This is a genomic window from Acaryochloris thomasi RCC1774, from assembly GCF_003231495.1.
GTDB lineage: Bacteria > Cyanobacteriota > Cyanobacteriia > Thermosynechococcales > Thermosynechococcaceae > RCC1774.
The window spans coordinates 81546-102218 of the sequence record NZ_PQWO01000016.1 but is presented as its reverse complement, the minus strand read 5'-3'; the positions used below and the strand labels follow the sequence as shown (position 1 = coordinate 102218).

Here is a 20673-nt window from a genome sequence, read left to right as displayed (position 1 = left end):
TGATCCCTGGCTCAATGCTTTCCTTTGCGGCTGGGCAACCGTTCATTGCTCCAGGTCAGCCGGATCAGACTAACTTTGAGGGGTTCTATCGTATTCCGGTCAATGACAACATCACGATTACGCCTGCCGTCATGGTGATTACTGACCCCAACAACATTGACCAGAATGCACTGATTCAAGGGGTTCTACGCACGACGTTCTCCTTCTAACAGATTCCCATTGAAATCCCCCATCATTGCTAATGCCCTCTCCCTGAGGGCATTTTTTGATCGCCGTTTATGGTTGCGACCCTTTAGCGAGAACGCTATGCTACGTGAGTCTTAGATAAACGAGCCTAAAGACCCGTCAGTGCAACTGCAAAATCAAGAGTGATGGAACAGAGAAGCTGTCTGCTCAGTCAACTGTACAAATGGTTCTGGATCAAACAACTTGATTGCAGGCATTGATACTGTCAGCCTCAGTTTATCTATTAAGCAATGTAGGAGAGTCTTTCTATGTGTGTTGGATGTTATGCCCTGTCGGTGATGACTCTGGTTTCACCCGTCAATGAAGCCCCACAACCGGCAAATCTACCTGCCCTCAGTCAACCCGCTGCAACCCCCACTCAGATCCAGAAAGAATTGACCCCGGCCGAGGTACGGGACTCCCTCGCCTCTTTTTTGAAGCGGCTCCCGGCCACACCCAACGCTCAGATTCTACGTACAGGCTTTGGCGCGATGCAAACCCAACTGGTGGGCGTCAACGATATGCAGCTGGTTTACGATATTGTGGGCCAGCATATGACATCCCTCACCGATCAGGTCTTAGCTGCACCTAACTCTGCAGAGCTACTGCAGATTCTTCAAGAGACTGAAGAAGAGCCGTCTAACCAGCAAGCCTCGCGTACCTTACTCAATTCCCAGAGCAGCCATCACTGGGGTTGGCTCTCCTAGATCCTAGCGGCAGTATATTCAACTCAATTGCCTTTTTGCGTAGAGGCAATCTCAACGCAGACATCCAACACTTTGCCAAATGCCCTACAAGAGTAAGACCGATGACGGCTCTGAAAGTTGAGTTATAGAGGCTCCTTGGCAACTGGTCGTCTCTTGTCATTGAAGTGACGAAATAATGGATTGGGCCAAGCTGCGGCAAACAATCCCGCGATAAAAAGAGGGTCTGCTGTGCAGCGTGCAATACCCCTATTCTGGTAAATGCTCTGGGTCAATGCCCTGCGATCTAAGATATGCCTCTAGGCGTTGTCGAGCTTGGCGTTCCTGCTGTTCTCTCTGTTCGGCCTGCGCCTTAGCTTGACGTTCTTGCTGCTCTCGTTGTTCGGCCTGCTCTTTCTGCTGTCGCTCTTGCTCTTTCTGCTGTCGTTCAATCTCTTCAGGTAACGGAATCAGTTCACCTATTGCGGTAAACCAGCGCAGTTGTCGTTCGTGAATTCCTAAAGCTAGACCCAATTGCTGACTCTCTAGCCTGCCACTATCGTCAGCTTAAATGGCTTCATATTCGCCATTCATTAACCGAAACCCAGTAAATTCCAACGTCTCAGGATGGAAGCAGTAATACTCTGGCAAGCGCCAGATTTTTTCATATAAATCTTTCTTGGTGCCCTTATCTACGGCAGCAGTGGAATCTGATAGTAGCTCGATCACTAGGTTGGGGTATTGACCCCCTTCTTCCCAAATGGTCCAACTGCGACGGTTTTTCTTTTCAGCCCCCAGCACCACAAATACATCGGGTCCACGAAAATCTCGCTTTTTGGTTTGACTGGCGCTGTAGTAGACGGTGAGATTTCCAGAGATATAAAAGTCATTGCGCTCTTGCCACCAGTATTTCAACAGACGAATCAGCAAGTCAACTTGGTCGCGGTGAAAGTCGGTTTCCAAGGACGGTTCGTCGCTGTAAAGATCTGTGGGAGGGGCGCTGTAATCTTCAGGACGTGTTGCCTCTACTGGAGTCGGTAAGACTTCAGGGTTAGAGGTAGAGGTGATGGCATCGACAGGAGCCATAGGACAATGGGGTGGAAAGATTAATCCTAGTCTAGCGGAAGGTCAAAAGGCAGGGTTCTCTGACTCTGAGCTGCTGCACTTTAATCACCTCGGAGGAATTATTGATCGCATTGATTTGAGCTGTTGATGCGATCGCAACCTATCCCACAGATCGCTATCATGACTTTGTCGCCAACATCCACTGCTCTCAGGGAACCGCAGGAAGCATAAAGAATGAAAGAAAAACTAACTGCCAATCAACGGCGAATTCTGGAAGTCTTGTTTTCCTCTGCAGAAGAGCTGTCTGCCCAGTCTTTGCATCAAGCCTTGAAACAACAGCAGCAACAGGTCGGCTTAGCAACGGTATACCGTGCCCTTAAAGCTCTGCAGCTTATCGGCAAAGTCCAGGCGCGGCCTCTCGCTAATGGTGAATACATCTACAGCATTGCCTCTGCGCACCGGCATCATTTTACCTGCGTTAACTGTGGTCGTTCTTTGCCTTTACAGGAATGCCCTGTACACGACCTAGAGCAACAGCTCGCCCAAACCCAACAGTTTCAAGTTTTTTATCATACGCTGGAATTTTTTGGCCTGTGCCAGAACTGTACTCAGGTTAATGCTGCAACCTGAGAATAGGGCAATTGAACCCCTGCACTATTACTGGACCAAGCTGGCCTGAAAGTTATCGTCAAAATACCTGGACTCTAACTCTTTAGACCTATAGAATGATAACGATTATCATTCTATAGGGACAACTTGATAGGGTAACTGCATGGTTAATGCTGCAACATTAGAGACCATTCCTGTAACGGTGCTGACAGGCTATCTCGGAGCCGGGAAGACCACACTGCTCAACCGCATCCTCACCCATGAGCATGGCAAGAAGGTGGCGGTGATCGTCAATGAGTTTGGTGAGGTGGGCATTGATAATCAACTGGTGATTGATGCCGATGAAGAAATCTTTGAAATGAATAATGGATGCATTTGCTGCACTGTGCGGGGGGATCTGATTCGCATTATTGGCAACCTGATGCGGCGTCGAGATCAGTTTGACCATATGGTGATTGAGACGACTGGGTTGGCTGATCCGGCTCCGGTGATTCAGACCTTCTTTGTCGATGAAGACATGCAGACGCAGCTCAGTCTCGATGCGGTGGTGACGGTGGTGGATGCCAAGCATATTCATCAGCACTGGGAGGCAGATGAGGCCCAGGAGCAGATCGCCTTTGCCGATGTAATTCTGCTCAATAAAACCGATCTGGTCAGCGAGACAGACTTGGCTGATCTAGAAAGCAGGATTCGGGTAATGAATGCGATCGCAAAGATTTATCGAACCGAGGATGCCGCCGTCGAGATGGAGTCCATCCTGGGGGTAAGCGCTTTTGACCTCAGTCGTGCCCTAGAGATTGATCCTGAATTTTTGGGTGAAGATGCCCACGAGCATGATCAAACAGTGGGTTCCGTGGCCCTGACTGAATCAGGAGAGATTGATGGAGAGCGCCTGAATGGCTGGCTAGGTAATCTGCTGCAGACCCAAGGGCCAGATATCTTTCGGATGAAGGGCATTTTGAACATTGCCGGAGAAGACGAGCGGTTTGTCTTTCAAGGTGTCCATATGCTCTTTGATGGCCGCGCCGATCGCCCCTGGAAGGCCAACGAGACCCGCAAAAATGAGCTGGTGTTCATTGGTCGCAACCTTGATGAAGCTCAGTTAAGCAAGGAGTTCCAAGCTTGCCTCGCTTAAAGCAGCCCCAGCTCAATCTCAAATGGCGTGGGACTCTCGATGACTATGTAACGGCGATTGCCTGGTCCCCCGACAGCCAGCAGGTCGCCGCCTGCGATGGGTCAGGAGCGATTCAGTGTCTCCATCGGGGGACACAGCAAACCTATTGTCTACAGAGCAGCACGGGGCAATCGGTCGATGCCTTGGCTTACTCCCATGATGGTCGTTTTTTAGCAGCAGGCGGTCAAGAGGGTCGCCTGTGTGTCTGGGAGATGACCCAGGAGTCCCCAGCATTGCTGACCACTCTAGAGAATCCCCGAACTTGGGTCGATCAGCTCACCTGGCATCCGCGACGGCTGGAGCTGGCCTTTAACTTGGGGCGCTATGCTCAAGTATGGGAGGTTGAGACCCAAAGCGTACTCACAACCCTGGCCTTTGAAAGCTCTTCGGTGTTGGATTTGGCTTGGCATCCTCAGCGGGATTGGCTAGCGGTGGGAGGACACCAGGGGGTGAAGATTTGGCAAGACTGGGATGATGATCCGGCGATTCGTGAGATTCCGGCTGCCAGTGTTTGTGTGGATTGGTCACCGGATGGGCAATATTTAGCTGCGGGGAATCTGGATCGCACCTTGATAGTGTGGCCTTGGGATCAGGATACGCCCTGGCGGATGACGGGATTTCCGGGAAAAGTACGACATCTGGCCTGGGCGGAGACGATACCGCTGCTGTCCGCTGCCAGCGGCGATTGTGTAATCACTTGGCAACGACAAGGAGAAGGCTGGGAGGCGGAGCTGTTAGATGGGCATACGCAGACGGTGAATGCGATCGCATTTCAACCGGGCACAACCCTGCTTGCCTCTACTGCTGCCGATGGCTACCTGTGTTTATGGAAAGGAGGGCATAAGCTGGTACAAGCACTGAAGGGTGTCAGCGGGTCGGCGCTGGCCTGGAGTCCTGACGGCCAGACGTTAGCAATGGGCGGTCAACAGGGAGAATGGCAGCTCTGGACTCAAAGCTCACGCGGTCAAGGATTTCGCTAACGACTTCTAAGAGAATTGAATGGATTATGCTTCACGGATCCTCGCTTCTTGGATCACAAGGCTTCAATTATTCCTACGGTATTGAATTTCCTGCGTCAACCCAACCTGACGGGGCAGCTTCTGGCTACCGCTTCATCTCAACGGTGATTCTTCAGGGGCGCAAGCAGAAGTGTGAAAAAATACAACTGATAGCTTGAATCGAGCGTTGCTTGCATGGCGTTGTTAGACAAAGCTTTCACTTTCAACTGTCTTCACCTGTAACTGAAGGCCTAAAGCTTGAAAAACCTTGAGAATCGTTGCAAATTCTGGATTACCTTCGACAGATAACGCTTTATAGAGACTTTCACGACCAAGGCCAGTATCACGCGAGATCTGTGTCATTCCTTTAGAACGAGCAACATCTCCAAGGGCGGCAGTAATCAAGGCAGGATCTCCATCTTCAAGCGCCGCTTCGAGATATGCTGCTATGTCCTCTTTAGTTTCTAAGTGATTTGCTGCGTCCCAAGGCTGAGTTTTAGTTTTAGGCACGTCATCCTCCTATAAATCTTCAGCTAATTCAAGCGCTTGTTTGATGTCTTGGGTTTGGGTCCGTTTGTCTCCACCGGCAAGCAAGACAATCACGGCTGATCCGCGCTGAATGAAATAAATTCTGTAACCTGGCCCATAGTCAATACGAAGTTCAGAGACACCTGCTCCAACTGGCTTAACATCACCTGGATTTCCCAGAGATAAGCGACGAATTCGAGTATCGATGCGTGCTTTGGCCCGCCTATCTCGTAAGCTGCTGAACCAACAAGCATAAACTTGGGTTTCGCGGATTTCAAGCATAGCCTAATCGTATCCTGTGGGATACGGCAGGGCAAGCAACTAGCCTTGATGAGTTTAGGATATTTGAACTTGGGAGAACTTACGTCTAACGGCTGAGTTCAGCGGCGGCAGATAGACCAAACTCAACATCAAGATCTCCCTTCCATTCGCTGCGACGCAATGCAAGAGACTTCTTGGGAAGTAGTCTCTTGCACCAATTCTCTTTTTGAAATCAACCAATCATTTACGCTAGAAACATAATTAGCCCATTCTTGAGTAGAGCTAATCAGATCGATTATTTTTGATAATCCGACATCTCGATTCCAGTCAAGCCTGCGTATTATATCATCTACAAACTTATGACTGTCATCAACAGCCGCAATTTGCTTAGCAACTTCAATTATTTCATTATGTTCGTTATCGTCAGTCTCTTCTAGCCCGGTAATAATACTATGAATATATTTTTCAGGCTCGGTGTTTTCTGGAAGGTTTAAGCATTTTATTTTCGCAAGACTAGATTCTCGAAGTAATTTTGACCGTTCATCATTTCCAGTTAAAACAGCCTCTATCCGTATTTTTTGTTCTTCTTGAGTTCTATAGACATCTCCATCCAACACAAAAATACTATTGTCGCAATTTTCACCACGTAGACGTAATCCAGATAGAACTGTAAAACAATTTATAGCAGCACCGAACCTTTGTACAGAAACATGCTTGGAAATACGCAGTTGACCTGCCACCTTTTTTGTAATCGCCATAGCCAGATCATCTTCAACGAAAATCTCAATCAATCTAGGTTGAGTCCCTGTTAAACGATTTATCGCATCGGGTTTTGTCTCATCAAAGCAAAGAGTTTTTTCTGACGTTCCAAAAATATGTCTTATATTAATTAAATCCGACAGCTCAATAATTGATTCTCTATGCGTTGTAAATACAACTTGCAGATTATAACGTGCTGCTCTTTCAGATATAATCTTTATAAGGTTTTTCATTGCTGAATCATGCAAAAGCAGGTCAAATTCATCTATAAGAATAAGACTGTTTTTAGAGGCTCTAAAAACTTTTTATAGCAACAAGAACATTTTCTGTTCTCCAGCACTCATGCTTAGTGCAGAGTATCTAATTCCATTAGCTTCAACGCCAATAAACCTTCTCCCTTTGCCATGCTTATGAATATTATAAGCTGTATATTTCCGATTAAGACAATACGAGGCTTTCTCTAAGATTGTAGTAATAATATCTTCACTTAAGTTCTCGGTTGAGTAATTGATTTTTACATTTCGTTTTTCTGATTCGATGAGTGGGACACAACTGTCCACACCAAAATAATGTACATTCCTTGTTGGCCTTCTTTTATATATTGGTTTCCACCGATCGCTGCTCTTTCCGTAGACTTGCTCCACACCTTCGTGCAGTTGAGAGGATTGACGATAAGTATGAACTAATCTTAGTTCACTACCTGCCCATAATGCATCAGGGCTTGGCAGAAAAAAATCACTGAATTTATAGTCTTCTTGTCCTTGATTTGGTGGCTGGAAACAACAGGCAAGCGCATGAAGAATAGTCGACTTTCCATAACCGTTTGGACCAAGAATGCCAGTTATATTTTTGTTTTCAAATGAAATACAAACGTCTCTAACATTCTTTAGCTTGATTATCTCTAGCTTATGTAATCGTTGTTGAGAAATCGACATGTTATTGCTTTGGTGTCTAGACTATACAAGATTTCAATCCTTCTGCCTTAGGCTACCCATAATTACCTGTTGAATCATTGATTTCATATAACGTTTACCTCTGCGCTCTCCACAGATAGCATAGAGGTCTAACTATAATTAGACCGATGGCAGCTGATAACTCCGGCATTAGAGATATTTTCGCCAAAAACCGGATAAATCCGACCCTGAGGATATTATCCTGGAGTTCACCATGTTTAGAAAACCAAGTTTGGGAATCTCAAGATTGAAAAGTCCTACGCGATGAACTGCCTGCATCAGATATTAAATTTACCAGGCATAAAACCTTATGTGACTGTGTGGGCAATACCAGTTTTCGCTAATGCCGGAACAATGCAGTGGTCTCCGGCCTGCCTTTAGAGGAAGGGCTTCGCTAACGGCCATCGCACGCCATCCGCCCCCCCACGCAAGTTTCTCGCCACTTGCCCCCCAGTTGCTATCAGCAGCCAAAGCGCTGACAGACGCCAAGGACAAGCTGACGCATCTCAAAGAGATTCACGTTTCCACATCCAATCGTCATAGTTATTCGTATTATCAATGAGAGCGACTTCCCATGATTGGGTTGCCTAGCTCAACACAGTAAATCCCTTGGAGTCTATCCACCATTATGAACACAACAACCAAAGCCGTCGCCGTGACCACCGCTTTATCGAGTGTGCTTGCCCTCGGAATACTTGCAAATCAATCTGATGATGCAGTTGCCGGTAAGGCTGGATTTGAAAAATGCGCCGGAATCGTCAAGACCGGTCTCAACGACTGTGGCACGAGCAAGCATGACTGCTCTGGTAAAGCGACAGTCGACAATGACCCAGAAGAATGGATTTATGTGCCTGCTGGAACCTGCGAAAAAATTGTTGGCTCAACGTTGAAAGAGGCCGCACCGCCTGCTGAAGAGGCGGAAGCAGAAAAGGAAGAGGATTAAACCTATCTATCTCATGTATTTTGGGTGCCTGTTTGTTGACAGCAGACACCCTGACATTTTGGAGTATCTATCGTTCAATGCCTGAGATTCAGGGAGCTGGGATTGGGTTGCGATCGCAACATTACGCCCACATCCTCGCTCATCAACCCGCCGTACCCTGGCTAGAAGCCCTCTCCGACAACTATTTGGGGGGTGGTTTGCCCCTTTATCATCTAGAACAAGTCCGGGAACGGTATCCGCTCACGCTGCACGGCGTTAGTCTGTCGCTGGGGTCTGCAGATCCCCTCAACATTGACTACCTGACCCAGCTCAAGCGGCTTGCTGATCGGATTGAACCCGTCTATATTTCCGATCACTTGGCCTGGGTTTCGGTCAATGGTCATTACTTCAACGACTTGGCTCCGTTGCCCTACACTGAATCGGTCCTCCATTACGTTGCAGATCGGATTTCGCAGGTGCAGGACTTCCTTGGTCGGCGGATTCTCATTGAAAATTTATCGCCTTACCTTCAGTTTCGCCACAACAGCTTGGCCGAATGGCAGTTTATTGCCGCTCTCGTGGCTGAGGCTGATTGCGATCTGCTCTTGGATATCAATAATGTCTACGTCAATGCCGCGAATCACGCCTTTGACCCGTTGGACTATCTGGAAGCCATTCCCACCGATCGCGTCAAGGAGATTCATCTGGCCGGTTACGAAGAGCAGGACCACTTTTTATTCGATACCCACGGCTACCCGGTACAGCCTAGAGTCTGGGCGCTTTATCAACAGGCACTCCAGCGGTTTGGTCCGGTGCCGACGCTGATTGAGTGGGATACGGATATTCCTAGCTTTGATGTTTTGATGGCCGAAGCACAGCAGGCTGATACCTATCTATGTCAACACCACCCCCAGAACTGAGAGAGCTACAGCGGTTGTTTTATAGTGCGATCGCAACTAAAGACTCCGACAGCATCCAGCAGCTCAAACCCCAGATGCGTAGCACTGAACATCTCTCCTTTGAACGAGGTCTGTCGGCCTATCAAGGCAGCGTTGTTGGCAAACTCAGTCGTGCTCTAGAAGATATTTATCCTGTGTGCGGTCGGTTGGTGGGAACCCAGTTTTTCACCACTATGGCTCGTCAATATATCCGTCGGTATCCATCGCAATCACCCGATTTAGGGGACTATGGGGAACAGCTCTCTGACTTTCTAGCCCAGTTTGAACCGGCTGCCTCGCTCCCCTATCTGCCGGATGTGGCCCATTTAGAGTGGAATTGGCACCGTATCTTCAACAGTAAAGACCAACCCCTTTTAGATCTAGCAGCCTTGAGTAAAGTGCCCCCCGGCCGTTGGCCTGATTTAGTGTTTCAGCTCCCAGCCAGTAGCATTTTACTGACCTCACCGTACCCTATACACCGAATTTGGCAGGTCAATCAAGCCGATGCATCCAGTACCGAAACTGTCGATCTAAGCGAGGGTGAGGTCAATCTATTTCTCTGGCGAGACCAGTATGAAACCCGGATTGACTTACCCAATGCCGCTGAATGGCAGCTATTACAAGCCTTTGCTTCCGGTGCTCAGTTTGGAGAGATTTGCGCCCAGCTTGAGGACCGCACCGCAGACATAGCCGTCACAGCACTGCTTCCGCTGTGGGTTCAGCGAGGATGGGTGACAGGATTTACCCTCAGCTTGGACGAGAATGAAAATGGTATGGGCTAGAGAAGTGGTTTTGCTATCACAGAACGCCTTGGCACCCTACATTCCGCAGGTAGTACGCTTTTCTAGAAGCCATACTAGATAAAGGTTACAGGGCCTGTCAAAAATCGACTCTGTTCCATCAATCCAGGTTGCATCACCTGAAAAAACAGATCACAGACTCTCTAGAAGCCAGATTAGAGAAGCAATACAGGTTAATCGGCCACCTGTATCTCAACGATCTGAGGGAGGTATTCTTGAGTTTCAAGCTAAGGCTCAAAGCCTTTACTGGAAAAGGTTTACAAGAATTCACTAACCTGCGGAATGTAGGTGGCACTACTCTACTTTACGGTTTGTACAAAGCATATCCATCCAAAAAAGGGACAACTTTGTATCCCTGAAGTTCATTTTTGCTGTTGTACCAAGTAAGGCTTGCCTTTGCTGAACTTTTTTCTGAAAAAGGCTGACCATCCACTTTCACAATTAACTCATGTATGCCGACAGAGGCACTTTCATCGATTCCGTTCTCACCCTTAATATCAAATCTTTTTACTTGAGGCATTGTTTAAACCTATATTTAACAAGTGTTGTATCAGGCTATTATGCCCGTAATTCAGAGATCAGTATCAATTTATCCACAAGCGTTAGAACTGTTATGAACGCTGAAAGTCGCTCCCAATCATTTCGCCATTGATGTTCAGAATTTCTTCTTGAATAGAATCTAACAAGCTCACAATGCCTTCTGCATCTTCGGCCTCGATTACAAAAACAATAAATGATGTAATCGCCCCCAAAACCTGAAGCGGGGTCATTACAAATTGATTTGGATGTGTATGACAATCATGATCTCTGAGAGTGAAACCACCATCATCATCAACCTCAAGGTAATGTAGTAAAAGGCTTGGCCAGGTTCCATGTACATGATGTGAACCCAGCCGTTGTGCAACTACGTACATTAACCTTTCATGGCCTAAATCTCGAAGCATTGCAGAAACATCGGGTAGCTTTTTAGCTTCGATAATTTCTTCGCGGCTCAATCCTGCAGCATTGATATAGCGATCAATAGATGAAAGCATACGCTTTTCAATGTGAAGAACTTCGCTGTCTTCTCGCTCAGTTATTTTTCCCCTTATTTCTTTTTCAAGCTCTATTTCTGTTTTGAGTCCACCCGCCAAATAGCACTGAAAACTATCATCATTTCCTTCATGACACAGCCAATCTAATTTGAGGCAAGATTCAAAAATACACCTGTCCAAGAGTGCTGTTGTCTCTCCAAAATTTCCATTATGGGAAAGCGCTATGTTTGACAGCATCAATCTCGCACAACGGTTTAGTAGCCCAGTAAGAATAGCAAAGTGGATTGGTAAAATTTCTCTGACTGTTGGTGACTCTCTCTGTAATTGGGCGAAAAATATGCAGACATGACCAACAAACTTGTACCACTCAAAAAGCATAGGCATGAAGTCGCCAGTTTCTCGGCATCTCTGCATTTCCTCGTCAGAAAACTGCGGAGGTTCTGGTAACTGTGCTTGCTCGTTCATGGTTTCAAAAATCTATCGTAGAGAGGCAGACGGTTAGGATGTTTTCATCTCCAGAATCCTTAATATGAAGGCATTCCTGATCCCTGGAATGCTCACTATATCTCCCTAGCTGCTATAACTATTAATTATACGGATGATGCATAATAACTCTGGCCGGGAGAGTATTATCCACCAAGAACCTGATAACTCTGAGACAAGAGCATTATCAATCAGAAGTCAGATGACTCCGGCCCTGAGGGGATTATCCTGTTGTTCACCGTATTCAAAAGACTAAGTTTGGGTATCTTAAGCCAATAAATATACTGCCTGCACCAGGTTCTAGATTTACCAGTTTTGAAACTCTAGGCAACAGTTCGAGCAACGCTGGCCTTGGTTAATGCCGGGACAATGCGATCGCAACCCATCCGACCCCCATGCAAATTCCTCGCCACCGGCCCCACCTGCAGCGCCGCCCACGGTCCCATCAAAAATAGCTCACAACCGGGCCAGCGCAAGTGCTCATCCAACACCGGCAGGCCATTGACAATCTGATTCGGATATCGCTCCAAAATCTCCCCCATTAAGGGATGCGCTGTAATATCCGTCTGCGTTCCCGTCGCCAGCCAGATCCGATCAATAGACTGATGTGCTAAACAATCATGCACAGTCGGCAAACTACACTGCACCTGCCATGCTTCTCCTTGCCAGGTCGCATTAGATACATGACAGCGCTCATAAAAGGTGACTTGCCCAGAACGTGAATATCGCCGCAGTCGATGCAGCAGCTCCGGCGCAATTGACCCGCCGTTCCGGGCCGCTTGAATCATCTGCCAGCGCACTTGCCAGTCTTGCTCTGCCTGGAAACCCTTCAGATACTTCGGCCCCAACCAACCCGGTTCCGCATCAAATAGCTTTTCCGTCAGGGTCCGACGGGCCATCAGCAATACCCTCGCGCCTCGCCCAACAGCCCCCACCGCTAAATGAGCGCTGGACTGCCCACTACCGACAATCAAAACCGTTTCACCCGTCAGGTCCGGTAATTCTGGCAGGCAAACATCTTGGGCGTGACACAGCCGTTCTGGAGGATGGAGATTAACCTGGGCAACCCAGGCAGGCACCTGTGCTTTGCCGCCGCCCGTCGCTAAAACGACCCGCCGCGCTTCAATTTGTTCGCCGTTACTCAACTGAAGCTGAAATCGGGACGGCAACGGCGTTAACTTCATCACCTGGGCTGCGGTCACTCGATCGCGCAGTTGCCAGCGATCAATGACAGTTTCACAGAAATCTTGAAACAGTGCTGTACCGGGCCGATTGTAGGGCAGATGCAGCTCATCCTGGCGGCGTTCAGCAAAGTTGAATAGGGTGTGTTTAGGATCGGGGTGATGCACACCAGGCGATCGCAAATAGGGAATCTCCTGCGCCGCAAACTGCTGTTGCCACTGCGCCATCCAGGTGCCGCTGGGATCAAAGACTTGGATGCGATCGCGTAGAGCCTGCTTCTTCTGCAGCAGATGGGTCACTAACGTCAGCGCTTGGGGTCCGGCCCCGATCACGGCAATATCTATCTGGCTCTTCACACACCCTCCCTAAGACGGACCTTATACAATGATAACGATTATCATTGCATAAAAGATAAGCTCCCTCGTTTGTCGGATAATGAAGATGCGTTTAGCTATATGTGTTGAGCCAAAATGGAGGGTTTAATGCTAACGACAGATCCCCAGGGCACCCTCTCTACCTATGCCTGGCAATGGCAGGGACAAGCCATCAATATTGCCACCGAAGTCCTCGGTTCCGGTCCATCGGTCCTGCTCTTACCGTCCTTTAGCACGGTCTCCACGCGGGCAGAGCTAACAACCCTAGCCCAGGCGCTGGCGTCTCATTTTCAGGTCACGCTCCTAGACTGGCCGGGTTTTGGCGAGTCCGATCGCCTGAAGCTCGACTATCAACCGGCGCTGTTCCGTCAGTTCTTGCAGGACTTTGTGCGAGACACGTTTACCGAAGACGTGGCGGTGGTCGCGGCGGGACATGCCGCAGGCTATGCCTTGGCACTGGAGTCTTGGTCACGGATTGTCTTAGTCGCCCCCACTTGGCGGGGACCGTTAGCGGTGATGGGTGCGTCCGAGTCTGTTCGCAACGGCGTGCGAGACCTGGTGAGAACGCCTTTGATCGGCTCCGCACTGTATGGCCTCAATACGCGACCTGGGTTTCTAAAGTGGATGTATCGTCGGCATGTGTTCGTCAATGAAACCGCGTTAACGCCGGACTTTATCGCGCAGCGGTATGAAGGGACGCAACAGTCTGGGGCGCGATATGCGCCCGCTGCCTTTGTCACGGGTAGCTTAGATCCGGTGTCTCAAAGAGCGGAGTTTCTAGCCGCAATCGAAAAGCCATCGGTGCCGGTGATGGTGGTGATCGCAGAACAGGCTCCACCGGCATCACTGGCAGAAATGGAGGCGATGGCGAAGCTTGCTAACATCCAGTCCGTTCGTTCGCAGGGCAGCTTGGGAATGGCTGAAGAATTTGGAGATGCGATCGCAAACCTCATTCTCCCCATATTGCAGGGGTAAATACAGGGGCTACTGCAGCTTTAAAGAACAGTCTCAATGGGTGTTGATGCAGAGCAGGTAGGGCAAGTACAGCCCAACAGATCGTCAAGGGTACCTTTTTGTTCAGCAACAAGTGTAGGGACACCCTGGTCAGCTTGCATAACGTTTTCAACGCTGGGGACTGCTGTCGCGGGCTGGGTTACAGCTAAGGCCAAGAGCAGAGAGCTTGAACATCCTAAGGTCGTGAGCACGTTTTTCTGATGTACCATTCCTGTCACCTATCGATAGCTAAGTAAACTAAGTCTAGCCTACTCAAAAAAGTAGAAACAAGCAGAGGTTGGCCGAGTGTTTTGCCAGGGCCACCCGAGCGTGACCTGATTTTTGTGTAAGCGCTTTTTATCGACAGGGCAAAGCGTTTTGGGGACAGGATCGCAAAATTGAGAGCGCTGTTCGCCAGTTTTTGATTGGCCGGTTCCATTCCTTCGAGATGATATTCATCGCTAGATACACCCGAATGAAAGTTATTGAGTTTAATGCTCGGTCGTACAGCCGCCGTCCTACATCTATGATGGTTGAGGGACAGCTTTTGCTGTCGCTGATTGCAAAGCATTCTTTTATTTACCCGGTCAGGAGAGTTCTGTAATGGAAAAGACGCCCAAGCCCACTCTTGAGCATCAAAATGTACCGGAGAATCATCAAGGACTGCACGACTTCCTTTACAGTTCCGGTGATGAACATGGCGTCTCGCAACAAACGCCTGCAGTCTCCCAGAGTAATGAAATCCTAGACCTTGAATCTTGGCTAACAACGGCAGAAGACCGGAAAATTGCGGGCGTTTATGCCGTGTTCAATCAGCAGCAGCAAGCCCAGTATGTTGGCTATTCTCGTAATGTGGGGCTTGCACTGAGAGGCCACATCACGGATAACGGTCCCCAAGTCTGTGCCTTTGTCCGGGTGCAGGCGTTTCAGTTTCCTAAGCGGTCTGAAATGGAGGCGCTGCGCGATGCCTGGATCTCAGAGAATGGGTCAGTACCCCCAGGAAATGAAGGGGATGGGACTTGGTCGGCCACGGTGGGTGCTAGTGCGGCGGCGGTGATGTCGGCTGCAGAGCGCGAAGCCCATGAAGCGAAAAAGCTGAAGCTGCGAACGGCAATGGCGGATGAAACGCTGCTAAAGGAAAAAGAGAAAGAAGCGGCTTCAAAGGCAGAGAATTTGAAGTCTGCGGTAGAGGCTGACGATTGGAGTGCTTTGATTGACGGCCAAACTAAAGAGACGCACTAATCTTCGAGCTTGTTCGGAATGCCTTCACAGCCGCCGGGAACGGTAGCGCGTGTTTTGGAGCCGCCCCAAGCGCAGCAATAGTAGCGCTGCTCGGGTGAGAGATTCCGAGCCTGGGTGAGGTCGACATTTTCGATGATCGCTCCGGTTTGGGTGCCCTTAACGTAGTTCGGGGCGTTGATGCGATCGCGGGGTGTAGCCGTCTCTGCTGTCCCGTGATAAAGCTTTGTCCGACTAAAATCAGCGTGCTTTAAATTTGCGCCATAGAGAATGCAGCGAGAAAGATTAGCGCGGCTGAGATCACATCCCTGTAGATCAGCCCCAATGAGGTTAGCGTCACTCAGCTCAGTCTGCTGGAGATCCGTCGCCGCTAAGTCTGAATGGGCCAACATGCTGCCGAGGTCAATCACCCGTACGCCATATTCAATATCTTCTTCATAACCACCTAAGCCATCAAAAATTGCTCGACCTAAACGACGATCGCGTTTGAGCGGGGTCAATAATTTGGCACTGGAGAGAAATCGAAGGATTTTGGCTCTGCCCTCTGCACTGAGTCCCCCTAAAATGGCGGCGGTGCGACCCTCTGCGATCGCACGTTCAGAAGGCCAGTCTTCTAGTAAGCCATCTTCATCAAGAACGAGGTCAGAAATTCCCTGAAAATAGGCGTCAATGGTCTGCTGCTGGGTAATCCGGTTCTGCTGGCTCGTCAGCTCCTTCGAGATGATGTACTGACGCCAAGCCACGAACAACGCTAAAAAAGCCACCAAGATCTGTCCAACCGCCCCGAATGCCTCTGCCAAGGCTCCAAAGGCTTCCCAGTTGATGCGTCGCCCGAGAGACAAAATCAGACCAATGAGACCCGTGAAGTAGGCGATGCCGAGCAGGGCAACTACTCCGACGGCGGTTGCGATCGCCCACTGGCGGTAAGGGTTAGGAAATGAGGTTCGAAAAATCTGCTGTAGGGGTGCCCAAACCATCCGCAGTGAAAGGAATAGAGCAATAGCGGCGGCAGGCAGACCGATCAACGCACTCTGGAGAAAGAGACCCAAAAAGATCAGAACAACTGTAATCACAGTCAGCAAGCTAAGCTGCTGAGGCGTGAGATTTTGGAGATTGACGTCAATCGCGGATGAGGTCTCGGCCCAAAATCTAAGCGGCTTTGGCTGTTGAGAAATGGATGACCGGTCAGAGGCAGATCTGCGGCGGTTGAACGACGCCTGCTCCTTTAATGGGCCGGAAGTCTCTTCAGGCTCGGGGAGGGATGACTCAGGTGGAAGGGGCATGCATTCTAGGGGAGACAAAGAAAGCGAAGATAACCGTAGTGTCCCACTCATGTCCTTTCTGGGGAAGGGGGGCCACAGTTGGCCAGAAAGGCTTCGGTGATCTGAGGGAGAAGATGTAAGGAATACATCTTCAGGCATTTCTAAGGTGATAGCCTAATAATAGCTGTCGTTTTATCTCCCCTAGGGTGTTTGTCATGTCTGTTTCCAATCCTGCTAACGATAATCGTGCGGTGCGCCGCAGTAATCCTCAAGAGGTCGAGCCTGGTGAAGCGATGCCTTGGGAGCAGGAGGGTGAGTTTGAAATTGAGGCGGTGATCATGAGCCAGAGCAATGGAGAGCTGCTGGTCAAGACCAATTCGGGTGGACAGCCCACTCATCTGACCATTGCAGGCTATCTTCCGGGTAAGGTAACGTCTCAAACCTGGCGTTTGGCTTGTCTGAGAGAGTCAGGACAGCTAGAGCTATTAGATGGTGAACCTATCAGCCAATAGCGTATAAACATTAGCCAATAACGTATAAAACTGACGGTTATATACGCGGATATTCGGTTCCCCATTGGATGCTAAAGGTTCTCAATGGGGACCGCTTCAACGGTGTCTGCGATCGCAAATCTAAAAACCTGCGAATAAAAGTACAGCTCACTATCTAGGGCCCGCTTGATATTCTTAGCTTGCCGAAAACCATGTTGTTCTTCAGGGAAGGTGACGTAGGCCACCGGAATCCCTTTCTCTTTCAAGGCATTGACCATTGCCTCAGCCTGATTCGGCGGCACCACTTTGTCTTCAAGTCCCTGCAAAAAAATCACGGGACAGGATAGCTGCTCGACGTGGTGGATGGGGGAGCGCTCTTGATATAGATCCTGACGCTCGGGATAGGGGCCAATTAGTCGGTCGAGATAGCGAGCTTCAAACTTATGGGTGTCTTTAGCAAGCGCTTCTAGATCGCCGATGCCGTAGTAGCTAGCCCCGGCCTTAAACACATCCCGAAACGTGAGAGCCGCTAATGTTGTGTAGCCGCCTGCACTGCTGCCGGTGATCGCCATGCGATCGCAATCCACAAGGTCTTGCTTCGCTAAATACTGGGCACCGTTCACGCAGTCATCGACATCTACAATCCCCCACTGATCACGCAGGCGATGCTGATAGGCGCGGCCATAGCCCGTACTGCCGCCATAGTTCACGTCTAGAACAGCAAAACCGCGACTGGTCCAGTACTGAATTTTTAAGCTCAAGCTACTTGACGTTGCCGCCGTTGGCCCCCCGTGGCTCTTCACAATCAAAGGCGGCTTTTCCGTCGTGGAGCCTTGAAAATCCTTATTTTTAGGGGGGTAATAAAATCCATAGGCCGTCAGGCCCCCCTCTGTTGGGAATTCCAGCAGCTCTGGCTCAGAGAGATAGGCCGGGTCAAGATCGAGTTGACTGGCGCTACAGACAACCGATTGCTGATCCGTTTTCAGATCGAGCTGCACAATTTCTGTTGCCGTTGTAGGAGAGCTGCCTTTAAATGTGGCGAAGGCTGGCCCGACCTTCAGGCCCGAAATATTGGTGTAGTCCGTCTCAACTTCTTGCATCTGGCCGTTGCTGACATCCAGGCGTCCTAGATGCCACTGTCCCTGAAGATTGTAGGAACAAAGAATCTGCTCGGCAGCAATGAAGCCGTAGGTTGACATGCCAAACACCCATTGAGGGAGGCCGAACTCCGCCGACATCGGACAGAGAGGATGGGCTTTACTCTCTTGCCAGCGATAAAGGTTCCACCAGCCAGTGCGATCAGAGATGAAATAAAGCTGTCCGTCAGGGGACCACTGAGGCTGAAAGATTGATTCATCTGTGCCACCCGCAATGTGCTGTGGCTGTGAGAGAGTGCCATCCGCCTCGAACGTAGCCAGCCAGAGATCCGTGCCATCCCAGGGGAGATTGGGGTTATCCCAGGTGAGCCAAGCAAGCTGAGTGCCGTCGGGGCTAAGGCAGGGAGAGGCATAGAAGTCATGGCCCTGCGCCAAAGTCTGGACGGGCTTTTCGCTATCCGTCTTTAAGTCAACGCTGACTAAAGTATTGGTGACTTCTGCCTGATGGTCTTCGCGGATGCAGAGGATGCGGTCTTGATGGTGATCAATGATGGGATTGGTGTAGCGATCATGAGTGGTCTCTGGCGTCAGAGATTCCGGGGATTGCCCCTCTCGTTGGCGGTACAGTCGCTGGTCACTATTGTTTGTGAAGTAAACGGTGCCCTGATCGACAAGAAAAGCTCCACCGCCGTATTCATGGACGCGCGAGCGAACGTTCCAGGGAGCAGGAGTCACATCGCTTTTGCCCCTTGCTGTTTGTTGAACCAGAACAGAGCGTCCTTTTTCAGTGGGGCGTAGTTCTGTCCAGTAGAGATTGTCGCCATCAATGGCTAAATCACCTAGACCAATGCTGCCGGCGACGATCAGCTCAGAGGTGATCGGCGACTTCCAAGAGCCGTAGGGGGCAACGACAGAATTAGCCATAGTTCAGTGACGCCAAAGAAGGTTATTTTTCAAGACGGACGGCATACCACTGCAGATACTGTTCGTCGCCAAGATCCAGCTCACAGCCTGTATTTAGCAAATGCTGTGCCTGGGCGGTCAATGTTGGCAGATGCTGCAGGTCTGCTGCTTGTTCAGGGTATTGCTGCAGGAGTGATTCCAGTCGAGAGAGCATTTCTGCCGCCGTCAAAAATTGTTCGGGTTGTCCCGTCTCAATCACGACGTACATATCCTCGCTGTACATTAATTGATCAGGCATGGTGAGTTGCCTTAGCTAGTGGGACTTGTGGGGACAAGCCGACGCTTGAGTACCTTGATGCGGCGATTGGCGGTGGAATTTTTAGGGTCTTGCTCTAAACTCTTCTCGTAGGTTTCCAGCGCCTGCGAGGTCAAATTCTTCTTCTCGTAGACATGCCCCAAGTTGTTGAGCGCTGTCACATAGGTCGGCTGACGCTCGAGGGCTTCTTTATATTGACGAATCGCCATATCAAACTGATCTTGATTGAAGAAGGCAAAACCCAGAGCGTTATAGATCGGCGCACTCTCGGGCGGAATCTCTTCGTCTGCTTCGATCAGCTTGATGGCTTTCTGAAACTGTCCCACCGCTTGACCGGGCAGTTTTTTCATCAGGTAAATGCTGCCCAGCTCAAAATATTCTTCGACACTGCCTGAGCCTTCGCGAATCTTTGTCTGCAGGCGTGCGATCGTGGATTCGGTTTTGCGGGTTTGCATCACTTGGCGACCAATCATGATCACGGCAAAGAGGAGAAGGCCGAGCAAGAGTGCCAAATAAATTGTGGCTAAAGGCAGACTTTTTAGAGCTTGCATTAACAGGATTTCATAAACGACGCTGTCTTCAGCCTATCAAACTGTTCAAAGTTTGCGGTGCTGTTCTAGTCCCCAATGCTGTCGGCGTTGCTCTAGCCATCCTGACTGGTTGAGCTGATCTAATGACTGATTAATCTTGTCTAGCAGCGAGTTGTACTGCAGGCCCTTCGGCAGCGCGACTGCCAAAGGCTGACGAGCTAGGGGTTGCCCGATGATTCGATAGGCTGAGTTTTTTTGCTGCCAGCCAGTAAGAACGGCTTGATCACCCGCAAAGGCATCAGCTTTTTGCGTTTCTAGGTGGGTTATGGCGTCTTGGTAAGTACGGACACCAATCAGATTCGTGTTGGGGAATGCGGATTTGAGGACTGCAATATTATGGGAATGCTGCAGAACTGCAATCGTCTGCAGATCTTTGGCTTCGCGGATTTGTGAGGCTTGAGTGATCAGTTGGGTGGAGCTGGTGTGGTAGGGCAAGCTGAAGTTGGCGATCCGCCTACGGTTGTCGGTGCGGGTTATGTTTGCGATCGCAACATCTACCTCTCCTTCAATGACAGCCGTGAGCCGATCCTGGTTCAAAACAGGCTTCAGCACTACCGCCGTTGAATCCCCCAGCAAATCTTGGGCCAACTGTCGGGCTAAATCAATTTCAAACCCCTGGAGCCGACCTTGCCGATCACGGAACCCCAGCGGTCTAAGATTGTCCTTGACCGCCACCACCAAGTGCCCGCGACGTAGAATCTCAGACCACTCTGCCGCCTGTACCGCATCAACCGCTAGCATCAACGCGAGAACATAGAAAGGCACAAAAGTTCTGAATAGCCGCATCATTTGAT

At 49.7% G+C, this 20673-nt stretch carries 26 protein-coding genes and 1 pseudogene; 13 read left to right on the top strand and 14 right to left on the bottom strand.

Features of this window, described 5'->3' with window-relative positions; all coding sequences use genetic code 11:
* Both C1752_RS20945 and C1752_RS20940 read left to right on the top strand, forming a co-directional pair.
* A partial coding sequence (locus C1752_RS20945) for a carbohydrate porin (protein ID WP_146242391.1) occupies positions 1–209 on the top strand: 209 nt, incomplete at its 5' end.
* 285 nt (positions 210–494) lie between these two features.
* Entirely contained in the window at positions 495–932 is a 438-nt protein-coding gene (locus C1752_RS20940) for a hypothetical protein (protein WP_110988001.1), read from the top strand.
* Positions 933–1178: 246 nt separating this feature from the next.
* Here C1752_RS20940 and C1752_RS30540 read toward each other — a convergent pair.
* Positions 1179–1994: pseudogene (locus C1752_RS30540) on the bottom strand (Uma2 family endonuclease).
* Between C1752_RS30540 and C1752_RS28545 the strand changes: the two are divergent.
* From C1752_RS28545 to C1752_RS20920, 4 genes are all read left to right on the top strand, one after another.
* Positions 1975–2121, top strand: a complete 147-nt coding sequence (locus C1752_RS28545; protein WP_158535155.1) for a hypothetical protein — start codon at positions 1975–1977, stop codon at positions 2119–2121. The pseudogene C1752_RS30540 and the gene C1752_RS28545 overlap by 20 nt on opposite strands.
* Positions 2122–2207: 86 nt before the next feature.
* Positions 2208–2603, top strand: a complete 396-nt coding sequence (locus tag C1752_RS20930) for a Fur family transcriptional regulator (protein ID WP_110988000.1) — start codon at positions 2208–2210, stop codon at positions 2601–2603.
* 142 nt (positions 2604–2745) lie between these two features.
* On the top strand, positions 2746–3717 hold the full coding sequence (locus tag C1752_RS20925; RefSeq protein ID WP_110987999.1) for a CobW family GTP-binding protein: 972 nt from the start codon (positions 2746–2748) through the stop codon (positions 3715–3717).
* Positions 3705–4736 carry a WD40 repeat domain-containing protein gene (locus C1752_RS20920; RefSeq protein ID WP_110987998.1) on the top strand — a complete coding sequence of 344 codons (1032 nt, stop codon included), beginning with the start codon at positions 3705–3707 and terminating at the stop codon, positions 4734–4736. Before C1752_RS20925 ends, C1752_RS20920 begins: the two co-directional genes overlap by 13 nt.
* Before the next feature lie 222 nt (positions 4737–4958).
* On the opposite strand, the gene C1752_RS20915 is transcribed toward C1752_RS20920, so the two are convergent.
* The 4 genes from C1752_RS20915 to C1752_RS29050 all read right to left on the bottom strand — a co-directional run bounded on the left by C1752_RS20915 (position 4959) and on the right by C1752_RS29050 (position 7237).
* Complete coding sequence (locus C1752_RS20915; RefSeq protein ID WP_110987997.1) at positions 4959–5264, bottom strand: addiction module antidote protein; 306 nt, start codon at positions 5262–5264, stop codon at positions 4959–4961.
* Between the two features lie 9 nt (positions 5265–5273).
* The gene (locus tag C1752_RS20910; protein WP_110987996.1) at positions 5274–5564 is read right to left on the bottom strand and encodes a type II toxin-antitoxin system RelE/ParE family toxin; all 291 of its coding nucleotides are present in this window, start codon (positions 5562–5564) and stop codon (positions 5274–5276) included.
* A 128-nt stretch (positions 5565–5692) separates the two neighbouring features.
* Complete coding sequence (locus tag C1752_RS29055; RefSeq protein WP_233501785.1) at positions 5693–6535, bottom strand: hypothetical protein; 843 nt, start codon at positions 6533–6535, stop codon at positions 5693–5695.
* Between the two features lie 72 nt (positions 6536–6607).
* Positions 6608–7237 (bottom strand): AAA family ATPase, encoded by a 630-nt coding sequence (locus tag C1752_RS29050; protein ID WP_199464471.1) that lies wholly within the window; start codon positions 7235–7237, stop codon positions 6608–6610.
* 361 nt (positions 7238–7598) lie between these two features.
* Between C1752_RS29050 and C1752_RS29425 the strand changes: the two genes are divergently transcribed.
* The 4 genes from C1752_RS29425 to C1752_RS20890 all read left to right on the top strand — a co-directional run bounded on the left by C1752_RS29425 (position 7599) and on the right by C1752_RS20890 (position 9897).
* Positions 7599–7817, top strand: a complete 219-nt coding sequence (locus C1752_RS29425) for a hypothetical protein (protein ID WP_233501784.1) — start codon at positions 7599–7601, stop codon at positions 7815–7817.
* 66 nt (positions 7818–7883) lie between these two features.
* Positions 7884–8198: a BufA1 family periplasmic bufferin-type metallophore gene (locus tag C1752_RS20900; protein ID WP_110987995.1), complete on the top strand. Its 315-nt coding sequence runs from the start codon at positions 7884–7886 to the stop codon at positions 8196–8198.
* A gap of 77 nt (positions 8199–8275) precedes the next feature.
* Positions 8276–9097: an MNIO family bufferin maturase gene (bufB, locus tag C1752_RS20895; protein ID WP_110987994.1), complete on the top strand. Its 822-nt coding sequence runs from the start codon at positions 8276–8278 to the stop codon at positions 9095–9097.
* Positions 9073–9897: an HvfC/BufC N-terminal domain-containing protein gene (locus C1752_RS20890; protein WP_110987993.1), complete on the top strand. Its 825-nt coding sequence runs from the start codon at positions 9073–9075 to the stop codon at positions 9895–9897. The genes bufB and C1752_RS20890 overlap by 25 nt, the downstream gene beginning before the upstream one ends.
* Before the next feature lie 322 nt (positions 9898–10219).
* On the opposite strand, the gene C1752_RS20885 is transcribed toward C1752_RS20890, so the two are convergent.
* From C1752_RS20885 to C1752_RS20875, 3 genes are all read right to left on the bottom strand, one after another.
* Complete coding sequence (locus C1752_RS20885) at positions 10220–10435, bottom strand: hypothetical protein (protein ID WP_110987992.1); 216 nt, start codon at positions 10433–10435, stop codon at positions 10220–10222.
* Positions 10436–10526: 91 nt separating this feature from the next.
* The gene (locus C1752_RS20880; protein ID WP_110987991.1) at positions 10527–11414 is read right to left on the bottom strand and encodes a DUF5677 domain-containing protein; all 888 of its coding nucleotides are present in this window, start codon (positions 11412–11414) and stop codon (positions 10527–10529) included.
* A gap of 341 nt (positions 11415–11755) precedes the next feature.
* Positions 11756–12970, bottom strand: a complete 1215-nt coding sequence (locus C1752_RS20875; RefSeq protein ID WP_110987990.1) for an FAD/NAD(P)-binding protein — start codon at positions 12968–12970, stop codon at positions 11756–11758.
* A gap of 126 nt (positions 12971–13096) precedes the next feature.
* On the opposite strand from C1752_RS20875, the gene C1752_RS20870 reads away from it, so the two are divergent.
* A complete protein-coding gene (locus C1752_RS20870; RefSeq protein ID WP_110988010.1) occupies positions 13097–13963 on the top strand; it encodes an alpha/beta fold hydrolase in 867 nt (288 codons plus the stop codon).
* Positions 13964–13983: 20 nt separating this feature from the next.
* Here the strand turns inward: C1752_RS20870 and C1752_RS20865 are convergent, their stop codons facing one another.
* Complete coding sequence (locus C1752_RS20865) at positions 13984–14211, bottom strand: hypothetical protein (RefSeq protein WP_146242390.1); 228 nt, start codon at positions 14209–14211, stop codon at positions 13984–13986.
* Positions 14212–14584: 373 nt separating this feature from the next.
* On the opposite strand from C1752_RS20865, the gene C1752_RS20860 reads away from it, so the two are divergent.
* Positions 14585–15223 (top strand): GIY-YIG nuclease family protein, encoded by a 639-nt coding sequence (locus C1752_RS20860; RefSeq protein WP_110987988.1) that lies wholly within the window; start codon positions 14585–14587, stop codon positions 15221–15223.
* Here C1752_RS20860 and C1752_RS20855 read toward each other — a convergent pair.
* Entirely contained in the window at positions 15220–16503 is a 1284-nt protein-coding gene (locus C1752_RS20855; protein ID WP_110987987.1) for a pentapeptide repeat-containing protein, read from the bottom strand. The two genes, C1752_RS20860 and C1752_RS20855, sit on opposite strands and share 4 nt — an antisense overlap.
* A 194-nt stretch (positions 16504–16697) precedes the next feature.
* Between C1752_RS20855 and C1752_RS20850 the strand changes: the two genes are divergently transcribed.
* Positions 16698–16994 (top strand): hypothetical protein, encoded by a 297-nt coding sequence (locus C1752_RS20850; protein ID WP_110987986.1) that lies wholly within the window; start codon positions 16698–16700, stop codon positions 16992–16994.
* Between the two features lie 71 nt (positions 16995–17065).
* On the opposite strand, the gene C1752_RS20845 is transcribed toward C1752_RS20850, so the two are convergent.
* Genes C1752_RS20845 through C1752_RS20830 form a run of 4 tightly spaced genes read right to left on the bottom strand, consistent with a single transcriptional unit; the run spans position 17066 to position 20665 of the window.
* Positions 17066–18994: a S9 family peptidase gene (locus C1752_RS20845; RefSeq protein ID WP_110987985.1), complete on the bottom strand. Its 1929-nt coding sequence runs from the start codon at positions 18992–18994 to the stop codon at positions 17066–17068.
* 22 nt (positions 18995–19016) lie between these two features.
* Entirely contained in the window at positions 19017–19271 is a 255-nt protein-coding gene (locus tag C1752_RS20840) for a CRR7 family NDH-1 assembly protein (RefSeq protein ID WP_110987984.1), read from the bottom strand.
* An 11-nt stretch (positions 19272–19282) separates the two neighbouring features.
* Positions 19283–19840, bottom strand: a complete 558-nt coding sequence (locus tag C1752_RS20835) for a tetratricopeptide repeat protein (RefSeq protein ID WP_110987983.1) — start codon at positions 19838–19840, stop codon at positions 19283–19285.
* 45 nt (positions 19841–19885) lie between these two features.
* Entirely contained in the window at positions 19886–20665 is a 780-nt protein-coding gene (locus C1752_RS20830; RefSeq protein WP_199464470.1) for a transporter substrate-binding domain-containing protein, read from the bottom strand.
* Positions 20666–20673: the final 8 nt, after the last annotated feature.